The sequence below is a fragment of the Vibrio injensis genome (genome assembly GCF_001895205.1).
GTDB classification, from domain to species: domain Bacteria; phylum Pseudomonadota; class Gammaproteobacteria; order Enterobacterales; family Vibrionaceae; genus Vibrio; species Vibrio injensis.
On record NZ_BDJF01000016.1, the window covers coordinates 521,465 to 543,159 of the forward strand.

Annotated in this window: 18 protein-coding genes and 1 tRNA gene; 12 read left to right on the forward strand and 7 right to left on the reverse strand. The window is 44.3% G+C overall.

Features of this window, described 5'->3' with window-relative positions:
* Window positions 1–46: 46 nt before the first annotated feature.
* Complete coding sequence (gene nifJ / locus BSR11_RS07635; protein WP_072669824.1) at window positions 47–3,328, forward strand: pyruvate:ferredoxin (flavodoxin) oxidoreductase; 3,282 nt, start codon at window positions 47–49, stop codon at window positions 3,326–3,328.
* Between the two features lie 157 nt (window positions 3,329–3,485).
* A tRNA-Ser gene (locus BSR11_RS07640) sits at window positions 3,486–3,576 on the forward strand.
* Window positions 3,577–3,862: 286 nt separating this feature from the next.
* On the opposite strand, the gene BSR11_RS07645 is transcribed toward BSR11_RS07640, so the two are convergent.
* Window positions 3,863–4,822, reverse strand: coding sequence for a transposase (locus BSR11_RS07645; protein ID WP_240004053.1), 960 nt, complete (start codon window positions 4,820–4,822; stop codon window positions 3,863–3,865).
* A 174-nt stretch (window positions 4,823–4,996) separates the two neighbouring features.
* On the opposite strand from BSR11_RS07645, the gene BSR11_RS07650 reads away from it, so the two are divergent.
* From BSR11_RS07650 to BSR11_RS07675, 6 genes are all read left to right on the forward strand, one after another.
* Entirely contained in the window at window positions 4,997–5,965 is a 969-nt protein-coding gene (locus BSR11_RS07650) for an endonuclease/exonuclease/phosphatase family protein (RefSeq protein ID WP_072669825.1), read from the forward strand.
* Between the two features lie 136 nt (window positions 5,966–6,101).
* Complete coding sequence (locus BSR11_RS07655; RefSeq protein WP_072669826.1) at window positions 6,102–6,446, forward strand: YajD family HNH nuclease; 345 nt, start codon at window positions 6,102–6,104, stop codon at window positions 6,444–6,446.
* Window positions 6,447–6,482: 36 nt separating this feature from the next.
* A complete protein-coding gene (locus BSR11_RS07660; RefSeq protein WP_072669827.1) occupies window positions 6,483–7,079 on the forward strand; it encodes a TetR/AcrR family transcriptional regulator in 597 nt (198 codons plus the stop codon).
* 102 nt (window positions 7,080–7,181) lie between these two features.
* On the forward strand, window positions 7,182–8,219 hold the full coding sequence (curA, locus tag BSR11_RS07665) for an NADPH-dependent curcumin/dihydrocurcumin reductase (protein ID WP_072669828.1): 1,038 nt from the start codon (window positions 7,182–7,184) through the stop codon (window positions 8,217–8,219).
* A gap of 12 nt (window positions 8,220–8,231) precedes the next feature.
* Complete coding sequence (locus BSR11_RS07670) at window positions 8,232–8,846, forward strand: glutathione S-transferase family protein (protein WP_072669829.1); 615 nt, start codon at window positions 8,232–8,234, stop codon at window positions 8,844–8,846.
* Between the two features lie 276 nt (window positions 8,847–9,122).
* Entirely contained in the window at window positions 9,123–10,523 is a 1,401-nt protein-coding gene (locus tag BSR11_RS07675) for an HD-GYP domain-containing protein (RefSeq protein ID WP_422636400.1), read from the forward strand.
* Window positions 10,524–10,532: 9 nt separating this feature from the next.
* Here the strand turns inward: BSR11_RS07675 and BSR11_RS07680 are convergent, their stop codons facing one another.
* The 5 genes from BSR11_RS07680 to BSR11_RS07700 form a co-directional block, all read right to left on the reverse strand.
* Window positions 10,533–12,137 carry an ABC-F family ATPase gene (locus BSR11_RS07680; RefSeq protein WP_072669830.1) on the reverse strand — a complete coding sequence of 535 codons (1,605 nt, stop codon included), beginning with the start codon at window positions 12,135–12,137 and terminating at the stop codon, window positions 10,533–10,535.
* Between the two features lie 219 nt (window positions 12,138–12,356).
* Window positions 12,357–14,078, reverse strand: a complete 1,722-nt coding sequence (locus BSR11_RS07685; RefSeq protein WP_072669831.1) for a SulP family inorganic anion transporter — start codon at window positions 14,076–14,078, stop codon at window positions 12,357–12,359.
* A 44-nt stretch (window positions 14,079–14,122) separates the two neighbouring features.
* Window positions 14,123–14,542 carry a protein tyrosine phosphatase family protein gene (locus tag BSR11_RS07690; RefSeq protein WP_072669832.1) on the reverse strand — a complete coding sequence of 140 codons (420 nt, stop codon included), beginning with the start codon at window positions 14,540–14,542 and terminating at the stop codon, window positions 14,123–14,125.
* A 17-nt stretch (window positions 14,543–14,559) separates the two neighbouring features.
* A complete protein-coding gene (locus BSR11_RS07695) occupies window positions 14,560–15,423 on the reverse strand; it encodes an MBL fold metallo-hydrolase (protein WP_072669833.1) in 864 nt (287 codons plus the stop codon).
* 96 nt (window positions 15,424–15,519) lie between these two features.
* Window positions 15,520–15,996, reverse strand: coding sequence for a YqhA family protein (locus BSR11_RS07700; protein ID WP_072669834.1), 477 nt, complete (start codon window positions 15,994–15,996; stop codon window positions 15,520–15,522).
* A gap of 306 nt (window positions 15,997–16,302) precedes the next feature.
* On the opposite strand from BSR11_RS07700, the gene phnD reads away from it, so the two are divergent.
* The 4 genes from phnD to phnE (BSR11_RS07720) all read left to right on the forward strand — a co-directional run bounded on the left by phnD (window position 16,303) and on the right by phnE (BSR11_RS07720) (window position 19,739).
* A complete protein-coding gene (phnD, locus tag BSR11_RS07705; protein ID WP_072669835.1) occupies window positions 16,303–17,250 on the forward strand; it encodes a phosphate/phosphite/phosphonate ABC transporter substrate-binding protein in 948 nt (315 codons plus the stop codon).
* Window positions 17,251–17,311: 61 nt separating this feature from the next.
* Complete coding sequence (gene phnC, locus BSR11_RS07710) at window positions 17,312–18,130, forward strand: phosphonate ABC transporter ATP-binding protein (RefSeq protein WP_072669836.1); 819 nt, start codon at window positions 17,312–17,314, stop codon at window positions 18,128–18,130.
* Window positions 18,127–18,933 carry a phosphonate ABC transporter, permease protein PhnE gene (phnE, locus tag BSR11_RS07715; RefSeq protein WP_072669837.1) on the forward strand — a complete coding sequence of 269 codons (807 nt, stop codon included), beginning with the start codon at window positions 18,127–18,129 and terminating at the stop codon, window positions 18,931–18,933. The genes phnC and phnE (BSR11_RS07715) overlap by 4 nt, the downstream gene beginning before the upstream one ends.
* Entirely contained in the window at window positions 18,930–19,739 is an 810-nt protein-coding gene (phnE, locus tag BSR11_RS07720) for a phosphonate ABC transporter, permease protein PhnE (RefSeq protein ID WP_072669838.1), read from the forward strand. The genes phnE (BSR11_RS07715) and phnE (BSR11_RS07720) overlap by 4 nt, the downstream gene beginning before the upstream one ends.
* 107 nt (window positions 19,740–19,846) lie before the next feature.
* Here phnE (BSR11_RS07720) and BSR11_RS07725 read toward each other — a convergent pair whose 3' ends face one another.
* A complete protein-coding gene (locus BSR11_RS07725) occupies window positions 19,847–21,469 on the reverse strand; it encodes a methyl-accepting chemotaxis protein (protein WP_072669839.1) in 1,623 nt (540 codons plus the stop codon).
* Window positions 21,470–21,695: the final 226 nt, after the last annotated feature.

The window sequence follows — 21,695 nt, forward strand, 5'->3', positions numbered from 1 at the left end:
TAGCCTTAAGTCACAACCATTGTGATTAACCAGAGGTTCCAGAGTGATGAATTGGATTACTGATGCGAATACCGCGGTAGCTCAAGTTGCTTACCAATTAAGTGAAGTGATCGCCGTTTACCCGATCACCCCTAGCACAACTATGGCAGAAAAATGTGAGTCATGGGCAGCACAAAAACGACCTAATCTTTTAGGGGAAGTACCTCAGCTGATTGAAATGCAATCGGAAGCAGGAACCATTGCTGTTGTACATGGCAGCGCAATGAGTGGGGCATTAGCAACAACCTTTACCTCATCACAAGGTTTATTACTGATGATACCAACCTTGTACAAACTGGTTGGTGAATTGACGCCATGCGTGATTCACGTTGCGGCGCGTGCTTTAGCTACCCATGCTTTATCGATTTTTTGTGACCATTCAGATGTGATGAGCATAAGACAAACCGGCGTTGCCATGTTATGTGCAACGGATGGCCAGCAAGCGCAAGATATGGCATTGATCGCAACGCTTTCTTCCTTGCGTTGCCGCTTGCCGTTTATTCATTTTTTTGATGGATTCATTACCTCTCATGCTCTGACCAATCTTATTGCTCTTGATGAGCAAACCATTAAGCAATTACTTTGCAGTGATGATCTACTTGCGTTTCGTCAGCGAGCGTTAACCCCTGATAGGCCAAGCCTACGCGGTGCAACCGCAGATAGTGATAGCTATTTCCAATGCCGAGAAGCGCAAAATAGCTATCATCAACAAACGCCATTTATCGTACAAAGCATCATGGATGACTTTGCCGCGCATACTGGACGACAATATCATTTAGTCAGTTATACTGGTCACCCACAAGCAACCCAGGTTATTGTGGCACTTGGTTCCGTCACCGAAACCCTGAAAAGCTATGTTGATCAACAGGTCAATCTCGGCCAGAAAGTTGGCGTGATCAGCATACATCTTTATCGCCCTTTCCCCAGTGAAGCGCTGTTAGAAGCCCTGCCAGATACTGTGCAACAAATCGCAGTGTTAGATAGAACCAAAGAGCCAGGATCGAGCGGAGAACCATTATATCTTGATGTATTACATGCATTACAAACCCTGCCTCGCTCGATTGCTTTATATCGTGGTCGATATGGGTTAGCTGGAAAACCCTTTTATCCTGAAGATGCTGAACAAATTTTTAATATGCTTTCAGCTCCTCAAGCGCAACAAAAAAGAGAATTTGTGATCGGTATTTCCGATGACAAAACAAATCTTAACTTACCCATCGCCCAATTCACTCATAATGACGATCATTTACAACAAGTGCTTATGTATGGTTATGGGGGAGATGGTAGCGTTTCCGCTGGGAAAAACGTGCTTAAGGTTTTAGGTCAACATTATCAATCGAACGTCAATGCGCAATTTGAGTACGATTCAAAAAAATCACGGAATATTACCACCACGCACTTACGTTTTTCATCACAGCCGATTCGAACGCCTTACCCAATCCGTCAAGCGCAGCTCATTTCACTGAGCCAAGAAGGGTTATTACGGGATGTAGACATCAGTACTCACCTCGCTCATCGCGCCATTTTACTGATCAATACTAATAAAACAGGCAGTGAGCTGTGGTATAAACTTCCGACGTCACTACAAGCCGTAATTCAAGCGAAACAAATTCGTGTGATCAGCCTTGATGCCGATCAACTAGTGGCACAACATCAGCTTAATAATAAAACCAGTGTGGTCATGCAGGTCGCGACTACCCTACTGTTAACCAATCAACAAGATAACCAAGCCCTGCTTACCCAACTGCGCAACCTATGTGAACAACAGTTACAAGGAAAGCCAGCCGAGCTGATTGCACAAAGTATTGCGTGTATCGAAGCCACACCAGAGAATATTAATTACAATCCTTTTGCTGCTCATGTCGCCTCTAGCTTTATCGCCCCAACGCCATGTGCTTCTGCAGAACCCTTATCGTTAGTTGAACAACTACTCGCTAGACAAGGAAATAGCTTACCAGTTTCTGCCTTTCCCGCCGATGGTTGCTGGTCAACCAACACATCACATCTCGAAAAAAGGGATATTTCCGAGCAGCTACCTGTCTGGTCGGAAGATTTATGCACTCAATGTGGTTACTGCGTCGCGATTTGTCCGCACTCAGCCATTCGAGCGAGAATTGTCGAGCCAACAGAAAGCGAAGATTTATCACCATTAAAAACCATGCCTTACCGCTCTCGTCATCAACCAGATGCTATCTATACTTTGCAAGTATCGCCGAACGATTGTACTGGCTGTCAGCTGTGCGCTAATGTTTGTCCTGGTAAAGATAAGAAAAATCCTGAACGTAAATCCTTGATGATGGTCGCCAAACCCGATTGTTATGATCAGGAGGTAGGCCGATTTGAACGCTTTGAAGCCTTACCAACACAAAATATTTATCAACAAGAACGTATTGATGTCAAAACGCTCCAACACGTTGAACCTTACTTTGAATACCCCAATGCCTGCGCAGGATGTGGTGAAACTGCCTATATCCGCACCCTAACTCAACTGTTTGGCGACAGACTGTATATTGCTAACGCAACCGGATGCTCTTCTATCTTTGGTGGTAACTTACCAACAACACCTTATAGTCAAAATGCGGATCGACGAGGGCCGGCATGGGCGAATAGCTTATTTGAAGATAATGCCGAGTTTGGTCTGGGTATGAAGCTGGCTGTCAAAGCTCTTCAATCACGAGCAGAGCATGTATTAGCCCAACAAGGGGGGACGGATAACATTCAAGCGTTGAATATTCCTGAACGTCGCCAGCAAATTCAAGCTTTGCAAAATCAGATTGAAGCACAACCTCAGCACGCTGAGTTGCATCTTCTTTTAGATTACTTAGTTGAAAAACAAGTATGGCTAATCGGCGGTGATGGCTGGGCCTACGATATTGGATTCGGTGGACTCGATCATGTACTGAGAAGTGGTGAAAATATCAACATATTAGTGCTTGATACTCAATGCTACGCCAATACTGGGGGACAAAAGTCTAAATCAACCCCACAAGGCCAAACGGCGAAATTATGCAGCGAGCCTAATCCAAATCCAGCGAAAGATTTAATTGAGCTTTACCGCCATGTCCCCGGTGTTTATGTGGCTAGAATTGCACTAGCGGCTAATATGAATCACACCATTAAGACCTTAAAAGCCGCGGGTGAACACCAAGGTCCATCTTTAGTGATCGCATACTCACCCTGTATTGAACACAATTATGACTTAGCACACAGCGCCGAGTTTACTCGCAACTTAGTTAAAAGTGGCGACTGGCCACTCTATGCCGAAGTTGGAGGAAAAGTTACTGAATAACAGCGATAAAACTCAAACCAGCTAGCATAAATATCACTTTACTGGTTGGTTTGAGCCACTTAAGGAAATAAAAACTCCTTTTTTGCTCGTATTTTATTCACTTGAAATCAAAGGGACTTTACAAGCACGAAGAAGCCTTATATCATTCCCGCCACACGGAGAGATGGCTGAGTGGTTGAAAGCACCGGTCTTGAAAACCGGCGATGGTTAATAGCTATCCTAGGGTTCAAATCCCTATCTCTCCGCCACATTCTAAGCCCCTGAGTAATCAGGGGCTTTTTCGTATCTATCTCCCAACGATTCCCTTATCAAGGACACACACCTTAATCTCAAGCTTAAAAGACATACACTTATAAATCATCCGATAACGCTGTGATCCATTTAAAAACTAACCTTGATGTGAAATTCAGAAACTGCCTTACTTAGATTTAAAAGTAAAACATCAAATAGTTGAGTGATTTTAATATGAGGAACTACCGCAAGCACAATGGCCGACCGGTATTTTATAATGAGAGTGGAAGGTGTCCGTGCTGCTTATTCCAACAGGTAAAGCTGTACTTTATGTTTATTAAACGCCACTTTCGCTATTGCCGCTTGCTGCCGAGTACCAATAGCTGTCGCACGCGACTTCTCTAGACCAGTGCAGATTTTTAGCCAATCCCTTGAATTAAAACTTAACCGTAACAGAATATTAGGCATTTTATCACTCAAAGACATTTTCCCATCTCGAAATTGGCGAGCGGTCCAGTCAACCAACTCTAAGTAATCCATTAGACGAAAAGGGATCTCCTCTTTAGGCTCATTAGCTGGATTACCAATAAACGGATGCAAACAAGGCGCTGTCACTACATTATTATTTAGCGCATCTATTCGGGCTTTTAGCGAAGTAAATTCACTGCGTTCTGGGATATTGGTAATCCCCGCTCGAATAGGGTTTAAATCGACATAAGCCATTGCCGCAACCAGTGCTTTTTCATCCAATAACGCTTGGCTTTTAAAGCGGCTCTCCCAGAAATGCCCGGTACAATTATCTTCTCGATTAGCTTGACAAGCGATATCGTAATTAAGCTCTTTCATAAACCAACTTAAGCTCGATAACCTTGCTCGCCAAACTTCAATTAATTCAATGCAGCGTCTTTCTTCTATCTGACCAGTCAGCTGCTTATTTTTCCAGCGTTGGATGAGTACTGGCAGTTTATGGATTTGACTCCAACGCTCAACAACTTGATGAAGTGTAAGCTTTAGCGCCTTTTCTTGATTAATGTTAACCACTAAGTGGTAGTGATTACTCATGATTGCGTACGCACAAATATCAATGCAATACACATGGGTTAATGCATAAATTTTTTGTTCTATCCATTCTCTACGATGTTCGTAACAGCGATTAGTGACAATATCTTTCCCACATAAAAAGCTGCGCCTAACACAGCGAGAAACACAGTGATAATAAGAGGTCACATCTGTAGAAACGAGTTGTTGCCTGGCCGTGGTCAAAGTCATGTCTCCTATCTTGCTTGGAGAAACCTTAACAACAAATGGTCAATAAATGTGCTAGCGTGCTACCAAAAAACTAGAAATCATACTTTTTCCATACTTTTGGTGTGTGTCCTTTTAAAAGGGGTATTGTGTCCTTTTAAAAGGAGTATAAGATCAGGTTAGATGCGATCGATGGGAAAACTTATGACGATAACCTTGGCTACGATTAACCTATTTAACTACTTAGAGCCACCGAACGCGTTTTATCAATTTGATAATATTTATTCTCATGATCAGTGGCAGAGAAAAAACGCTTGGTTTACCACTAAAATTCAGCAATTAAATGCCGATGTGATTGGTTTTCAAGAAGTATTCAGCTTTGTAGCGCTGCGCCAACAAATGAATGCGTTGGGTTACTCGCACGTAGTGTGTGTCGACAGCCCTATCATTGAGGATGGGTACATTTATCGTCATCCGGTGGTTGCGCTTGCTTCCCGCTATCCGTTAATTCAAGTAAGTCCATTACAAGCTTTTTTGCCTGAGCAGAAACAAGCGTTCAGTTTTCATCGTGTTCCTCTACACGCGACGATTGAAGTCCCAAAAATTGGGGCCATGGATGTCTATGTCGTGCACTTTAAATCTCAGCGCGCCACAGAAGCAGCCCAAACACCGAACAATCTCGTAGAAGAATGGCAACAAGAAACCCTTGGTCGTTGGTTATCTACCGTGCAACGTGGTTTTGAGGTGAATTTAACCCATCAATACATTGTGCACACTCGTCAGACCACTCAACGTCCATTTGTATTGATGGGAGATTTTAATAAACCTTTGCATCATGAAGAGTTTCAAGGGCTGATGTCTCAAGCCTTGTATCGTAAGCCTGAGACACAAGAACCGCTGAGTGATTATGTGTTTTATGATAGCTGGGATATTTATAGCAAGAGTAGCGAGCAAGTGCGCCAAGCCACGCACTACTCTGGCGCTAGCGGTTCTGTGATCGACTACATTCTGCTTTCTGCTGATTTTTCCCCTTTCGCTTCGAGCTATAAAGGCTATGTCAGTCACTACACGGTTTTCGATCAGCACCTGATTAATCCAAGCTTTGCCGATGACAGCTTCAGTACCGATCATGCTTTAGTCGCAGTCACCATCACGGTTTAATCGTTACTCAATAGCGTTCTATCAAACCGGTATGACTGACAACGCTACCTCCATAAAAATCTCACACAAGCTTTGCTCTGCGCCCGCTTTTGGTCTTTAATATCGCCAGACTCAAACTAAAAAATAGGAAAGCAATATGTCGTCAGATTTTTACGGCACCAGTGCCAATTACGCACGTAAAGAAAGTGGTTACCGAGAAAAAGCGCTCAAACTGTATCCTTGGGTGTGTGGTAAATGCGCTCGGGAATTTGTGTACTCCAATTTACGTGAGTTAACCGTGCACCATAAAGATCATGATCACACCAATAATCCCGAAGACGGCAGCAATTGGGAACTACTTTGTTTATATTGTCATGATCATGAGCATTCAAAGTATCTCGAACATGAACGTTACGGCGTTGAGTCAACGGCTAAGCTTGATGAGCACCAAAGCGCGACTTACAACCCGTTTGCCGATTTAGCTAAAATGATGAAGAAATAACTAGACGACTGGTCTAGTTATTTCTATAGTGTCGTCATGAACACGAAAACCAATGATACTCGCCAACATATTTTAGATGTCGGCTACCAACTGGTAGTGAGTAAAGGCTTTACCAATGTTGGCTTATCCGAATTGTTAAAAACCGCCGACGTACCAAAAGGCTCGTTCTATCATTACTTTAAATCGAAAGAGCAATTTGGCGAGGCATTAATCAATGATTACTTTGCTGATTACTCACAGCGAATTTATGCCCTATTTGCCGACCAACACGGCACCGCTTACCAGCGATTAATGCGTTATTGGCAATACTGGTATGAGCAAAGTGAAGGTCAGTGCCATGCGCAGCGCTGTTTAGTGGTCAAGTTAAGTGCTGAAGTCGCCGATCTTTCTGATGCGATGCGCATCGCACTATTGAATGGGGCGAATGCCATTATCCGTGCGATTGCTCAATGTATTGAGCAAGGGGTCAATGAAGGCTCAATTGACGTTCAGCACAGCCAGCTAACCGCTGAGCTACTGTATAACTTGTGGATTGGCGCTAGCCTACTGAGCAAACTACGCCAAGATAATCAAGGACTTGCCCAAGCGCTACTCACTACTCGGCAAATTTTACAAGGTAAACCCGCGAGCTAAATGATAACGCTCGCCTAATCATAAAGTACCGCTATTTCGATAGCGGTTTTTTACCCACCCACATTAGACGACTGGTCTAATTTAATAACTGGAATTTGATGTATGACGCAAACAATCAACCGCCAAATCGTACTCGCTTCTCGGCCACATGGTGCTCCAACAGACAGCAATTTTCGTTTACAACACGTAGCCAAACCAACACCAGCGCAAGGTGAAGTATTACTGCGCACCATTTACCTTTCGCTCGATCCTTATATGCGTGGACGCATGAGCGATGCTAAGTCTTATGCCCAACCTGTTGCGATTGATGATGTGATGGTCGGTGGCACCGTGTGCCAGATTGAAGCTTCTCATCACCCAGATTTTACTGTTGGTGAGTGGGTACTTGCTTATACTGGATGGCAAGACTATGCCATTTCAAATGGTGAAGGTTTATTGAAACTCGGCAATGCCCCGAAAACGCCTTCTTACGCATTAGGCGTGATGGGTATGCCTGGTTTTACCGCTTACATGGGACTGCTGGATATTGGTCAGCCTAAAGCAGGAGAAACCTTGGTTGTCGCCGCAGCAACGGGACCGGTTGGCGCAACCGTTGGCCAAATCGGCAAAATTAAAGGTTGCCGGGTAGTAGGCATTGCAGGAGGAGCAGAAAAATGCCGCTATGCCAAACAAGTTCTAGGATTTGATGAGTGCCTTGATCATAAAGCGGATGATTTTGCTCAACAACTCAGCCAAGTATGCCCACAAGGCATCGATGTTTACTATGAAAATGTCGGCGGTAAAGTCTTTGATGCAGTTCTGCCGCTGCTAAATACTTCAGCTCGTGTACCTGTCTGTGGCTTAGTTTCTCAATATAACGCGACCGCATTACCCGCTGGCCCTGATCGCCTCCCCTTACTGATGGCGACTTTACTGACTAAACGCATTCGCATGCAAGGCTTTATCATCTTTGATGATTATGGTGATCGTTATAGCGAATTTGCTTACCAAATGAACCAATGGCTCAAGGAAGGAAAAATCCAATACCGCGAGCAAATCATCGCTGGATTAGACAATGCGCCACAAACTTTTATCGGTTTATTGGAAGGTAAAAACTTTGGCAAAGTCGTCATTGAAGTCAATCAACCACTTTCAATCTAAAAGGAATTGCTCATGATCACCCTGCACCATCTTAATCAATCACGCTCAAAGCGTATTATTTGGTTACTGGAAGAATTGGGACTCGACTATCAAATTGTCGCTTATCAACGGGATAAATCTACTTTTCTCGCGCCACCGGAACTAAAAACCGTACATCCTCTCGGTAAATCTCCGGTGCTTGAAGATGATGGCTTGATCGTCACCGAATCGGCTGCCATTACCGATTATTTAATTGAAAAATACGGCCAACAATTTGCCCCACAACGTGGCAGTATTGATTACGTTAACTATCAACAATGGCTACATTTTGCTGAAAGTTCTGCAATTTTACCGTTATTACTACAAATGTTTGTCGCCAAAGATGGTTGCCAGACCAACTTTTTAAAAGGCTATGCTGATCACGAAGCGGCGCAAGTGATGGGCTATTTTGACCAATCTTTAGCAGGTAAAACCTATTTAGTTGCCGAGCGGCTTACCGGAGCCGATATTATGATGTCGTTTATCGCAGAATTATTAGTAAAAGATGGTGTGATCGACAACTATCCCAATATCGCGCGTTATTTACGCCAGCTAGCTACTCATCCAGCTTATCAAAAAGCCAATCAAATTGAAGCGCAACATGCTTAGTGCAACATTAAGGTTCCACATTGCACAATATATCGCCAAACCACTTGCCGTTGCAGGTAAGTGGTAAGTGGTAAGTGGTAAGTGAGATTACCCCCAATGGCATAGATAAACTATGCCATTGGGGTAAACGAACTCAGCCAACATAGCAGCATCTCAAAGTAAGAAGGAGATAGATTCATACTGTGTTATTGACTGATAGTCGCTAATTTAACGCCTATCCTGTCGCCAATAGACTAAACTAGAACTATCCATAGTGACCATTAAGAAGCGCCATTGATGCAGAACGAATCGATTTTAAAGCATCACACCACACCATTTTATCCCGAGACTCAGATGCCACTTTCGGAATTAATGTTGGCATTAACTACCGCGCTGGATATGACGGAAGGACAGCCACCAGAGCATTGTATTCGTTGCTGCTGGATTGGTATGCATATAGGTCAAGCCATTGGCCTAGATGAGAGGCAACGCCACGATCTGTTTTTTACCTTATTACTCAAAGATGCGGGCTGTAGTAGTAACGCGGCACGTATTTGTGAATTGTACATGACTGATGATCGTACATTTAAACGTAATTACAAAACCATCGGCACCAGTTTATCCAGCGCGATAAACTTTGTCATCAGGCATGCCGGCGCTGGGCAAAGTTGGGTCGAAAGGATAAGCACCACACTGGATATTTTGAAAAATGGCGGAGATTACGCCAAAGAATTAATTCAAACCCGCTGCACGCGAGGGGCGGATATTGCTCGTGAGCTACGCTTTTCTGAGCCCGTTGCACAAGGCATACACAGTTTAGATGAACATTGGGATGGCAAGGGAAAGCCCGAGCAGTTACAACAAGATCAAATCCCACTTTACTCCCGTATTGCCCTGCTCTCTCAAGTCGTGGACGTATTTCAATACCAACACAATCTCGCCGCAGCTTTACAAGAAGTGCAGTCACGCAGTGGTCAATGGTTTGATCCAGCGTTAGTGGATACCCTACTCTCGATTGCTCAAACCCAATCCTTTATTGATGGTCTAAAAGCACAAGATATACGTCAAAGAGTCATGGCAATGGCTCCAGCCCAAGCGAATATTTATCTCGATGATAACTATTTCGATGACATCGTCAGTGCCTTTGGCAAGATTGTGGATGCGAAAAGTCCCTATACCGCTGATCATAGCCAGCGCGTAGCGATATATACGGATTTGATCGCCGAGCAGCTAGGTATTGACCTTCTCCAACGCCGTTGGCTAAAACGCGCGGCTTTGCTGCATGACTTGGGAAAACTGGGAGTCAGCAATACTATTTTAGACAAGCCCGGCAAGCTCAACGAGCAGGAATGGGAAGCGGTTAAAGCTCATGCTTCACTTACCGAACAAATCTTACTTAATATCTCAGCGTTTCGCTCTCTGGCAACTATTTCAGCCGCTCATCATGAGAGACTGGATGGAACGGGCTATCCGCGACAATTAGCAGGTGAAGAGATTTCACTAATGACTCGGATCATCACTACCGCTGATATCTTCGATGCGATTACCGCAGAAAGACCATATCGCGGCGCGATTCCTATCCCTCAGGCGCTGCAAATAATGCAAGAGAACCTGCACACCGCTATTGATGTAAATTGCTTTAATGCATTAACGATTGCGATTCAAAAATTGCCTGAATGGCAATCAAGTGAGCATTAACAAGACAATCTAGGCGGCGCTGAGGAGTTTCTCTTGGTGAGCAAGATACTCATCATAAGTGCCTTGAAACACCTGTAGCCGTTTATCTTTGATTTCAATGATCGATGTCGCCAGCGAAGATACAAACTCTCGGTCATGGCTAACAAAAATCAAAGTGCCTTTATAGCCTTTTAATGCTGTGTTTAGCGCTTCAATCGCTTCCATATCCATGTGGTTAGTGGGTTCATCCATCACCAAAACGTTAACGTCTAACATCATCAATTTACCAAACATTAAGCGGTTTTTTTCTCCACCGGAGCAGCTTTTGGCTTTTTTGTTGGCATCATCAGCACTAAACAGCAAACGCCCCAAAATACCACGCACAATTAGATCATCATGCTTTGCGGTGCGCCATTGTGAAATCCACTCAAAGACGGTTAAATCGTTATCAAAATCAGCGGTATTGTCTTGAGGACAATAACCGATGGAGGCATTTTCTGACCATTTCACTACACCTTGCGTTTGAGCCAATTCACCGACTAAACAGCGTAATAAAGTACTTTTACCGACACCATTTTCACCGATCACCGCCAAACGAGTACCCGCTTCTAACAACAAATTACCTTGTTCAAATAAAGGCCCCTCATCAAAAGCATGGGCTAGCTCTTGTAGCTCCAGGGCTTGACGATGTAATTTTTTCCCCTCACCAAAGGTAATATGTGGACTCACTCGGCTACTTGATTTCACTTCATCAAGTTTGATTTTATCCATTTTCTTGGCGCGAGAACTGGCCTGCTTAGCTTTAGAAGCATTGGCACCAAAACGGTTAACGAAATCTTGTAACTCATTCAACTCAGCGGTTTTTTTGGCATTCCCCGCTAACAGTTGCTCACGAATCAAGCTTGATGCTTCTAAAAAGTAATCATAATTACCCGGATAAATGCGCAGCTCACCATAGTCAATATCAGCCATGTGGGTACAGACAGAATTTAAGAAATGACGATCGTGAGAAATGATGATCATGGTACATTTACGCTGCTGCAACTCTTCTGCTAACCAGTTAATGGTGTGAATGTCCAAGTTGTTGGTCGGCTCATCAAGCAATAAAATATCGGGGTTAGCAAACAGAGCTTGCGCTAATAAAACACGCAGTTTCCAACCTGGGGCGACTTGTTGCATCAAACCAAAATGCAGCGATTCTTCAATACCGGCTTGCAGTAAAATATCTCCCGCGCGACTTTCCGCGGTATAGCCATCCATCTCGGCAAATTCGCTTTCTAGCTCAGCCACCGCCATGCCATCGGCTTCACTCATTTCCGGTAATGCGTAAATACGCTCACGCTCTTGTTTTATTTCCCACAGCTTACGATCGCCCATGATCACGGTTTCAATCACGCTAAATTGCTCAAAAGCAAATTGGTCTTGACTCAGAACGCCGAGCTTTAGACCAGGTGTCATCGAAACGTTACCAGAGCTTGGTGTCAGCGCGCCACTGAGGATCTTCATGAAAGTCGACTTACCACATCCGTTCGCACCGATTAACCCATAACGGTTACCGTTGCCAAATTTAGCAGAAATATTTTCAAATAAGGGTTCGGCACCAAATTGCATGGTGATGTTGGCAGTAGAGATCAAAAAAGTATTCCTAGGTATGAATATGAATGAACCGTTGGGGTGACAACCGCTAAGGACCACACGCCAATCAATAGATATTGATACCCTAATCATGGCTCGATGCTGGGCTGGCTATCGGTGAACGTTATCAGGGTATAGATAGGCGGCGAATTATACAGGTTTATCACACAAATGATAGATATGAGAGATTAATTACAGAAGTCTTCCCATGGCGTAGCGTTAGATTCGCCAATCCTCATCCGGATGCTCTGCTTGAGTTAAGTGGCTAAAAGCTTGAAATTGGCTGATAAAGATTTGCCCAGTGAAATGTTCTAAAAACGTTGAACGTCGCATCTCATCCATCACTGGTCCTTTCACTTCAGACAAATGCATGGTAATACCCGATTGAGCAACACGCTCTGCGATCAAATGTAAACTTTCTAAGGCACTGCTATCGATACGATTAACGCCAGACAGCATCAACACCAAATACTGGGTTTCAGGGTAGCTGGCTAAATACTCCGGTATTTTATCTTCTAAATAACGGGCATTGGCAAAATATAAGCTTTCATCGATGCGTAAAGTTAACACCGTTTTGCTCTGTTTAACTTGAAAACGCTGCACATTACGAAAATGTTCACTCCCTTCGATTAATCCAACCACCGCGATGTGTGGCTGACTGGTTCGCCATAAAAAAATCACTAATGAGAGTAACACACCGATAATGATCCCCCATTCAATATTGATAAAGAGCACTCCAGCAATGGTACTTAGCATGACCACGCCATCGCTTTTTGCCGCGCGCCAAGTGGTAAAAATGGCTTTAATATCAATCAAAGCCGATACAGCAACAATAATAATCGCCGCCAAAACCGCGTGAGGGAGATAGCTAAACAGTGGGGTGAAATACAGTACAGTGATGCCGATCCCTATCGCGGTCAACATGCTCGCCAATGGTGTTTCCGCTCCCGCATCATAGTTAACCACTGAACGAGAAAGTCCCCCCGTAACCGGAAACCCGCCCTGTATCGCAGAGGCAATATTCGCCCCACCCAAAGCGATGAGCTCTTGATTTGGTTCAATTCGTTGACGTCTTTTCGCCGCTAACGTTTGCCCAACCGACGCTGACTCAACAAATCCCACCACGCTGATCAGCAGCGCTGCTGGCAACAGTTGAACCACTAAGTTGGCTTCAAACACCGGCATCACGAAACTTGGCAACCCCGTCGGGATAGCACCAACCACACTCACCCCTTGAGTATGGTGTGGAAAGTAATGAATGATCAATATGCTCGCGACCATGACCATCACCGGCAGTAATTTACTGATATGGCCCGCCCACGATGCAGAGCAACCAAGGTTTTGTAACACAGAGGCAAAATAACGTCGGCCAAGCAGCAATAGAACTAAGCTCCCCAGCCCCATCCATAAGGTAGGATAGTGCACCGCAGCCAGTACTTCAGCGAGCGAGTCAGACGCCGCTGATAAGCCCAGTAACTTAGGTAATTGCCCCCAAATAATCACAACGCCAGAGGCGGTCATAAAACCAGAGAGTACCGAGTGACTTAAAAACGTCGTTAAAAAGCCTAAGCGAAACACCGCCATGATTAAGAGCATCAGCCCAGATAAAAACGCCAGCGTCGCCGCAGCAGTTACATAAGCGTGTGTCCCAACATCATGTAAGGGTGCAATCGCTTCTGCGGTCATTAACGAAATCACCGCAACGGGGCCAACAGCCAACGTTTTACTGGTTCCTAATAGAGTGTAAGCCACCAGAGGTAAAATACTGGCATATAAGCCATAAACTGGAGGTAAACCAGCCACAATCGCATAAGCTAAACTTTGTGGCACCAGCATCAAGGTGACAATGATAGCCGCCACTCCGTCTTTGCTGGCAGCCTGGCGAGTGTATGCCGGCAACCAAGTCACTATGGGCAGATATTGACGCCAAGCAGGCTTCATTGGCTGATTCCTATTTACTTTAATTTCACTCACCGCACTTGAGCTTAACGCTGAGCAAATCGTTCGCCGAGACCATCAAGCTTAAAGCCTTGCTTGGTAGCAATCTTCAGACGCTCACTGAACATCGCGCTATCTTGACTTGCCAGTGACCACAACATACTAGAACGGGTTCCGGTACGACAAAAGGCCAAAATAGGTTGAGGAAGAGTCTGTAACAATTCGCCAAATTGATGGATCTGAGCTTCGCTAATTTGGCCACCCACCACGGGTAAATGAACATAAGCTAAACCAAGCTGCTCAGCATGTTGTTCAATCGCTTGATTTAATGGCTGGCCACTTTCCTCGCCATCAGGCCGATTATTGATCACCGATTTAAAACCTAAACCAGCGATCTGTTCGATATCACTAGGCTCAATTTGCGGCGCAACAGTCAGTTGTGGAGTTAATCTAATCAATGTCAACATCAGGCTATCCTTGTTAGTTAAACTTTATTAAGCGGAATTTTTAGATACTGAACACCATTGTCTTCAGCCGGCGGTAATACGCCAGCACGCATATTGACCTGAACTGAGGGTAAGATCAAAGTCGGCATCGATAAAGTCGCATCTCGAGCTTGACGCATGGCTACGAACGCCGCTTCTTCCACACCATGACCAACATGAATATTATGCATACGCTCTTCACCAATCGTGGTTTGAAAAAGATACTCTTCTCTTCCCGGCGCTTTATAGTCATGACACATAAATACGCGCGTTTCATCGGCTAAAGTGAACAGTTTTTGAATGGAGTGATAGAGCGTTTTCGCATCTCCGCCCGGAAAATCACAACGCGCGGTACCGTAATCAGGCATAAACAGCGTATCACCAACAAAAGCACTGTCACCAATCAGGTAAGTCATACACGCTGGTGTGTGTCCCGGAGTATGAATCGCTTTAGCCTGAAGGTTGCCTACCGTAAATGACTCTTGATCGGTAAATAAATGATCAAACTGGCTACCGTCCACCGCAAAATCGCTTTCTGCGTTAAACAGCTTTCCAAAGGTATCTTGCACCACAGTAATATGCTGACCTATCGCCAGTTTACCGCCCAGTCTTTGCTTGAGGTAGGGCGCAGCACTTAGGTGATCGGCATGGACATGGGTTTCTAAAATCCACTCCACCGATAAACCTTGTTGTTCAACAAAGGCGACCAGTTTATCAGCAGACTCATAAGATGTTCTGCCTGACGCTGGTTGATAATCAAGCACCGAGTCGATGATTGCACATTTTGATGTACTAGGGTCAACCACAACATAGCTATATGTGAACGTGTTAGCGTCAAAAAATTCATGTACATTTGGTTTCATTACTGCCACCTCGACAAAATTAGTGAAAGCTTATTTAGTTTATACTAATTCAATGATTGGTTTTTTGCCAGTAAAACGAGTGAAATTTAATCCACTTTATTTCATCGATTTCCATGCCCAAATGGCTGCAGCTATCACCATACTCATCCCGCCACCTAGATACAGCGTTTCAATACTGGCTCCCACTTCCACTAAATGCTCTAGGAAAAGAATGATCATGATCACAACCGCGACTTGCAATAAAGTGATTTTTAAATCGTGAAAATTTCTAATCGCGAGGGCAGAAAGAAATGGGCTTGCCTCTAAGGCTGATGGACGAATAAAAAGACGGTATAAACTGGCAGCAATAATTTGAAAGGTAATCGCAATCAGTGAGATGTCTAAGACTTTAAGTAACCTTACCGCCAACATTTTTCCTTGAGTAACGCCAGATGGAATCCCACCCCACAAGTTACTAACGATGCTGAACATGATGGAGAGGACAACGAGATATAAAATCACCGCAGCAACAAAGCTAGTCACGATAACCGCTAACACTAAAAATCGACTACTACCAAATAAACGATCCATCATAATGATTACTCTTTTTAACCGAAAAATAAGCAGCTCAGGTACATAAAACCGCTGTTTTTAAACTTACTTTGATAAGCAACTTATAATCTATCATAGCTGATCGCTCGATGGGCAAAGCCAATGACGACCTTTGTGAGCATCTCAGCATCCCCCATCAAAAGTAAGCGCAGATCCATTGTTTTATTGATTGTTCATCACCAAGAATAATGATTGTCATCAAGCCTTAACGATGTATTCACATAAAAGTCATCTTGACCTTCTACCGTGTACGGACTTGTTTAAGGATGACAACCTGAGGTTTTATCAATGAAACTGCTAGCTCAATGCGTTGCACTGGCGTTAATCGCCACACCACTTGCTCACGCACAATTCTCACTCGACTCACGTTATAAAGATAATGATGGCGATCTGGTTGCAGATATTCCCACTAACCCATCAGCATGGATAAACCCATCAACTCTGATTTTTGCTTATACGCCAGTCGAAGACCCTGCGGTTTACGCGGATGTCTGGAAACCGTTTTTAGACCATATGGCTAAAGTGACTGGCAAACGAGTCCAATTTTTTCCCGTAAATTCTAACGCCGCACAAATTGAAGCCATGCGTTCAGGACGTTTACACATCGCTGGATTTAACACAGGTTCAAACCCATTAGCCGTGGCGTGCGCGGGTTTTCGTCCTTTTGCGATGATGGCCAGAGAAGACGGCAGCTACGGTTATGAAATGGAAATTATTACCTACCCAACGTCTGGAATTGAAAAAATTGAAGATCTTCGCGGCCGCACACTCGCGTTTACCGCTGAAACCTCTAACTCAGGTTTTAAAGCGCCACAAGCGCTACTTGAAGCAAGCTACCAATTAACCGCAGGTAAAGATTATACCCCGGCTTTCTCAGGGGCTCACGATAACTCCATTTTAGGCGTGGTTAACCGCGACTACGATGCCGCTGCTATTGCTAATTCTGTTGCCAAACGCATGATCGCAAGAAACGTGATTAACCCAGACAGCTATAACACGATCTTTAAATCCGATAGCTTCCCTACTACAGGTTATGGCGTGGTGTACAACCTGCATCCCGATTTACAAGAAAAAATCCGCCAAGCCTTTTTCAGTTTTGATTGGAAAGGTACAGCGATGGAAAAAGAATTCTCTCAATCAGGTGAAGCACAATTTATTCCTATTACCTTTAAAGAACACTGGTCTGTGGTACGTGAAATCGATCAAGCCATGGGTGTTCAATACACCTGTCGTTAACCCTTAAACGCAAGATGATACTGATTCATCTTGCGTTTTTTTATTATCAAGGAGTGGATTCATGTTGACCATCAATGGATTAAGCAAAACTTATCAAACCGGTGATAAGGCCCTCAATAATGTTTCATTCAGTGTTCCCAAAGGACAAGTTGTTGGCTTAATTGGCCCTTCTGGGGCAGGAAAATCAACCTTAATTCGCTGTATCAACCGTTTAGTCGAACCCAGCGATGGGCAAATTACTCTAAATAATTTAACGGTCAATCAGCTTTCTCAAACTCAGTTACGACAAGCCCGACGAAAAATTGGCATGATATTTCAAGAATATGCCCTCGTGGATCGCTTAACGGTGATGGAGAACGTCCTTTCAGGGCGATTAGGTTATGTTTCGTTTTGGCGTAGTTTTTGGCGGCAATATCCGGGGAAAGATATTAGCAACGCTTATCGCCTCTTAGATCGCGTTGGTTTAATACAACATGCCGATAAAAGAGCTGACGCTCTCTCAGGTGGACAGCGCCAACGAGTAGGTATTGCTCGAGCCCTTGCCCAAGATCCAGAACTGCTCTTGATTGACGAGCCAACCGCTAGCTTAGATCCGAAAACCAGTCGTCAAGTCATGCGCTTATTAGTTGAAATGTGTAATGAGCGTGGCTTACCTGCGATTATTAATATTCACGATGTGGTCCTCGCCCAGCAATTTACCGACCGTATTATTGGTTTGAAAGCGGGTGAAGTCGTGTTTGATGGCTCTCCACAGCAACTGACCGAACAAGTATTAACCCAAATTTATGGTGAAGAAGACTGGACGAGTATGCGCCAACCTGAATCCAATCAAGACCCAGAGTTAATCGCCAGTACCGAGCCTCAATTGGTGAACGCATGAGTAAAACTGCTTATCCCGAACAGTGGCGAAAGCCACCACAAATCATTAAAAACAGCGTTTGGCGATGGACTTTAAGTATTCTTTGCTTGGCCTACTTATGGATAGCTATCGGCAGTGTGGATATAAACTGGCTTCGCATTTACGAAGGATTAGAGCGAGCACAACGCTTTATCGCTGGCTTTTTGCAGCCTGATTTCTCTACTCGCTGGCGAGATATTTCCGCTGGAATGGTCGAAAGTTTAACCATGACTTTAACTTCTACCGTGGTAGGTATTGCTTTAGCGATTCCGGTTGGACTTGGCGCAGCTCGCAACTTAAGTCCAACTTGGGTTTATATGATTTGCCGCGCTTTTATTGCCCTTAGCCGCTCTTTACAAGAAATTATCGTCGCAATCTTTTTCGTCGCTTTATTTGGCTTTGGTGCTTTTGCGGGCTTTTTGACCTTAACTTTCGCTACGATTGGTTTTATCGGTAAATTGCTGGCCGAAGAAATAGAAGGAATAGATCCGACACCGATCGAAGCAATCCAAGCTACTGGAGCCTCTTGGCTACAGCGAGTGAATTACGCTATTCAGCCGCAGGTGTTACCGCGTCTACTTGGGTTGTGCTTATACCGACTCGATATTAACTTTCGTGAGAGTGCCGTAATCGGAATTGTTGGGGCCGGTGGCATTGGCGCAACACTCAATACCTCTCTCTCGCGCTACGAATATGACAGTGCTGGCGCCATTCTCTTACTGATTATTACGATTGTGATACTCAGTGAATATGCTTCTGGCTATCTACGGAAATACGTGAAATGAACCCTCTCAACTCAAGCCTAACTTGGCAATATCGTACGCCAAAGACTCAATTATTACTTTGGGTGGGTTGGATGTTACTGCTGGCTTTGTTTATTTATTGCTGGAATATCATGACAGAACATACCATGTGGGTGTTTGTCTTCGATGCTCCTCAAGCCGCTGCTGATTTATTAGACAGAGCCTTTCCTCCCCGTTGGTCTTATATGGAGCGTTTGTGGTTGCCATTATGGGACACGCTCAATATGGCAACCTTAGGTACCTTATTGGGTGTCATTTTGGCTACACCACTGGCATTTTTGGCCGCCAGCAATACCACGCCCTCTAGAGTATTAGTGAGGCCGATTGCGTTGTTTATCATCGTCGCTTCCCGCTCAATTAACTCTTTGATCTGGGCATTGCTACTGGTTTCGATTCTTGGTCCTGGTTTACTGGCTGGTATTTTGGCCATAGCACTACGCTCAATCGGTTTTGTTGGTAAATTATTGTATGAAGCGATTGAAGAAACCGACCTCACTCAAGTTGAGGCCATTACGTCCACTGGAGCAAGTCGATCTCAAGTATTAAATTATGCGATTGTGCCGCAAGTTCTACCGACATTCTTTGGGATTAGTGTTTTTCGTTGGGATATTAATATCCGCGAAAGTGCGATCTTAGGTTTAGTTGGAGCGGGTGGCATCGGTATGCAATTGCAATCGAGTTTAAATGTCCTCGCTTGGCCTCAAGTCACCTTGATTATTTTAGTCGTCTTGGCAACGGTAGTCGTGAGTGAATGGATCTCTGCCAAGGTTCGTCAAGCAGTGATTTAACGTGGTTGGCTCTTAATATTCAACGTTAGGGCAATAAAAAAGTGGAGAGTTCTTCTCCACTTTGTTGTCTTTATCCGACTCAATAACAACCGATATGAACTCGGTTGTTATACTTTAAAACGCTGTAACTGCTCATCCAATTGGTTGGCACTATCAGCCAGATGCTGGCTTTGTTCAGCCAAATCTTGCGCCGATTGGCTAATATGATCAGCCGACAGATTGATATGGCTCACATTGCTATTCATCTCTTCTGCTACGGTGTCTTGCTGCTCCGCTGCAGTGGCAATTTGGGTCACCATATCATTCGCGCGAGTAAGCTCAGTCACCATCTGTTTTAACATTTGCTTAGTTTCGGTTGCGGTTTGTACGTTTTCCGTCACACGGCTATGACATTGCTTCATTGCCTGAGACGCACTGCCCGCTCTGGCAATCAAAGACTCGATCGTTTGCTGAATTTGATGCGTCGATTGCTGAGTACGGCCAGCCAAATGACGCACTTCATCCGCCACCACCGCAAAGCCACGACCTTGCTCCCCAGCACGCGCCGCTTCAATCGCCGCATTGAGCGCCAATAAGTTAGTTTGTTCAGAGATGGCTTGAATCACATCAACAATTTCATTGATACCTGCAACGTCATTACGTAGCGCTTCAACCAATTGATCGGTTTGTGAGACTTCTTGAGATAACTGCTCGATGTTTTGCTCGGTTCTCTCCATCATGCTATTGCAACTTAACGCTTGATTGGCGACATCATCCGTCGATGCAGCAGTTTGCTCGGCATTTTGCGCGACATCACGAATGGTTGCATTCATTTCATTCATGGCCGTTGCTAATTGCTCTAGTTGCATTCGCTGCGATTGAGTACTGGTTGCAGTCTCCTCACTGGCCGAAGCAATTGATGACGCCATCTCAGCGGCGTTCATTGCTGACTGCTTGGCGGTAATTAAAGCTTGATGGGTGCTTTCGATCATCGAATTTATCGAACGCCCTAAGCTAGCAATCTCATCACGTCCTTTAGGATTAAAACGCACCGTCATATCCCCTTGCGCTGCACGTTGAACCTTGGTGACGAACAAAGCCAGAGGATCGGTAATATTTTTACCAATAATGCTCGAAAATAGCAAAGTAATCACCACCCCTGCTAAAGCAAAACCGACATAGAATAAGGCATTTTGATAGATGGTTTGATTGATATCATTAACGATAACGCCGGTACCAATAACCCAATTCCAACCACTGGCTTGCGCAACATAGGAAATTTTGTCTTCAATCGGGCCACTGGGCGGTACAAAAGTGTATTCAACAAATCCGGCTCCTTGGCGTTGTACAACCTGAGCCATTTGTTGCCAATGAAAACGACCAGCACCATCACGAACTTGACTCATATCTTGATTGGCCATTTCGGGGCGCAAAGGATGCAGTACTAAACGAGCATTGGCGGTCATCACCCAAAAATAGTTATCATTGTCATATCGGAGTGCCTTGATCGCTTCGATCGCTCGTTGCTTAGCTTCTTCTTCACCAATTCTTGGTGCTAAACGAGCATAATAATCGACTAAACTGACCACTGATTGAACTTGATTTTCAACACTTTGTTGACGTTCTTGAAAGGCCATTTCTCGTAACTTACTTACCCCATAAAGGCTAATAAGAACAATAATGGTCAGAGAAATAAGTTCGATCACCAAGATTTTCTGACGAACGTTGAGGGCTCTAAGTATCTTTAACATGGTGTATTCCTAGCGCAAGCGTGATAACGGGCATTTTTGCCTCTGTATAATGATTCCATCCTGATTCTTTGTGATATTCATCCAAGAACCAATGCTTACTATGGAAAATATTAACCGCCTATGCAACTGGGCTATTATTTTTATGTGGATTTATTCTAACTTTCACGCAACAAATCCTAATTACTTCATCAATCAGTGGCAAATCGTCGCACAACAACACCTTTAT

Coding starts and splice junctions, on each gene's coding strand:
- BSR11_RS07660 (WP_072669827.1), top strand. CDS start 6,483: ATGAACACGAAAACCAATGATACTCGCCAACATATTTTAGATGTCGGC.
- BSR11_RS07725 (WP_072669839.1), bottom strand. CDS start 21,469: ATGTTAAAGATACTTAGAGCCCTCAACGTTCGTCAGAAAATCTTGGTG.
- BSR11_RS07695 (WP_072669833.1), bottom strand. CDS start 15,423: ATGAAACCAAATGTACATGAATTTTTTGACGCTAACACGTTCACATAT.
- nifJ (WP_072669824.1), top strand. CDS start 47: ATGAATTGGATTACTGATGCGAATACCGCGGTAGCTCAAGTTGCTTAC.
- phnD (WP_072669835.1), top strand. CDS start 16,303: ATGAAACTGCTAGCTCAATGCGTTGCACTGGCGTTAATCGCCACACCA.
- BSR11_RS07700 (WP_072669834.1), bottom strand. CDS start 15,996: ATGATGGATCGTTTATTTGGTAGTAGTCGATTTTTAGTGTTAGCGGTT.
- curA (WP_072669828.1), top strand. CDS start 7,182: ATGACGCAAACAATCAACCGCCAAATCGTACTCGCTTCTCGGCCACAT.
- BSR11_RS07655 (WP_072669826.1), top strand. CDS start 6,102: ATGTCGTCAGATTTTTACGGCACCAGTGCCAATTACGCACGTAAAGAA.
- BSR11_RS07690 (WP_072669832.1), bottom strand. CDS start 14,542: ATGTTGACATTGATTAGATTAACTCCACAACTGACTGTTGCGCCGCAA.
- BSR11_RS07675 (WP_422636400.1), top strand. CDS start 9,123: ATGCAGAACGAATCGATTTTAAAGCATCACACCACACCATTTTATCCC.
- phnC (WP_072669836.1), top strand. CDS start 17,312: ATGTTGACCATCAATGGATTAAGCAAAACTTATCAAACCGGTGATAAG.
- phnE (WP_072669837.1), top strand. CDS start 18,127: ATGAGTAAAACTGCTTATCCCGAACAGTGGCGAAAGCCACCACAAATC.
- BSR11_RS07670 (WP_072669829.1), top strand. CDS start 8,232: ATGATCACCCTGCACCATCTTAATCAATCACGCTCAAAGCGTATTATT.
- phnE (WP_072669838.1), top strand. CDS start 18,930: ATGAACCCTCTCAACTCAAGCCTAACTTGGCAATATCGTACGCCAAAG.
- BSR11_RS07685 (WP_072669831.1), bottom strand. CDS start 14,078: ATGAAGCCTGCTTGGCGTCAATATCTGCCCATAGTGACTTGGTTGCCG.
- BSR11_RS07650 (WP_072669825.1), top strand. CDS start 4,997: ATGGGAAAACTTATGACGATAACCTTGGCTACGATTAACCTATTTAAC.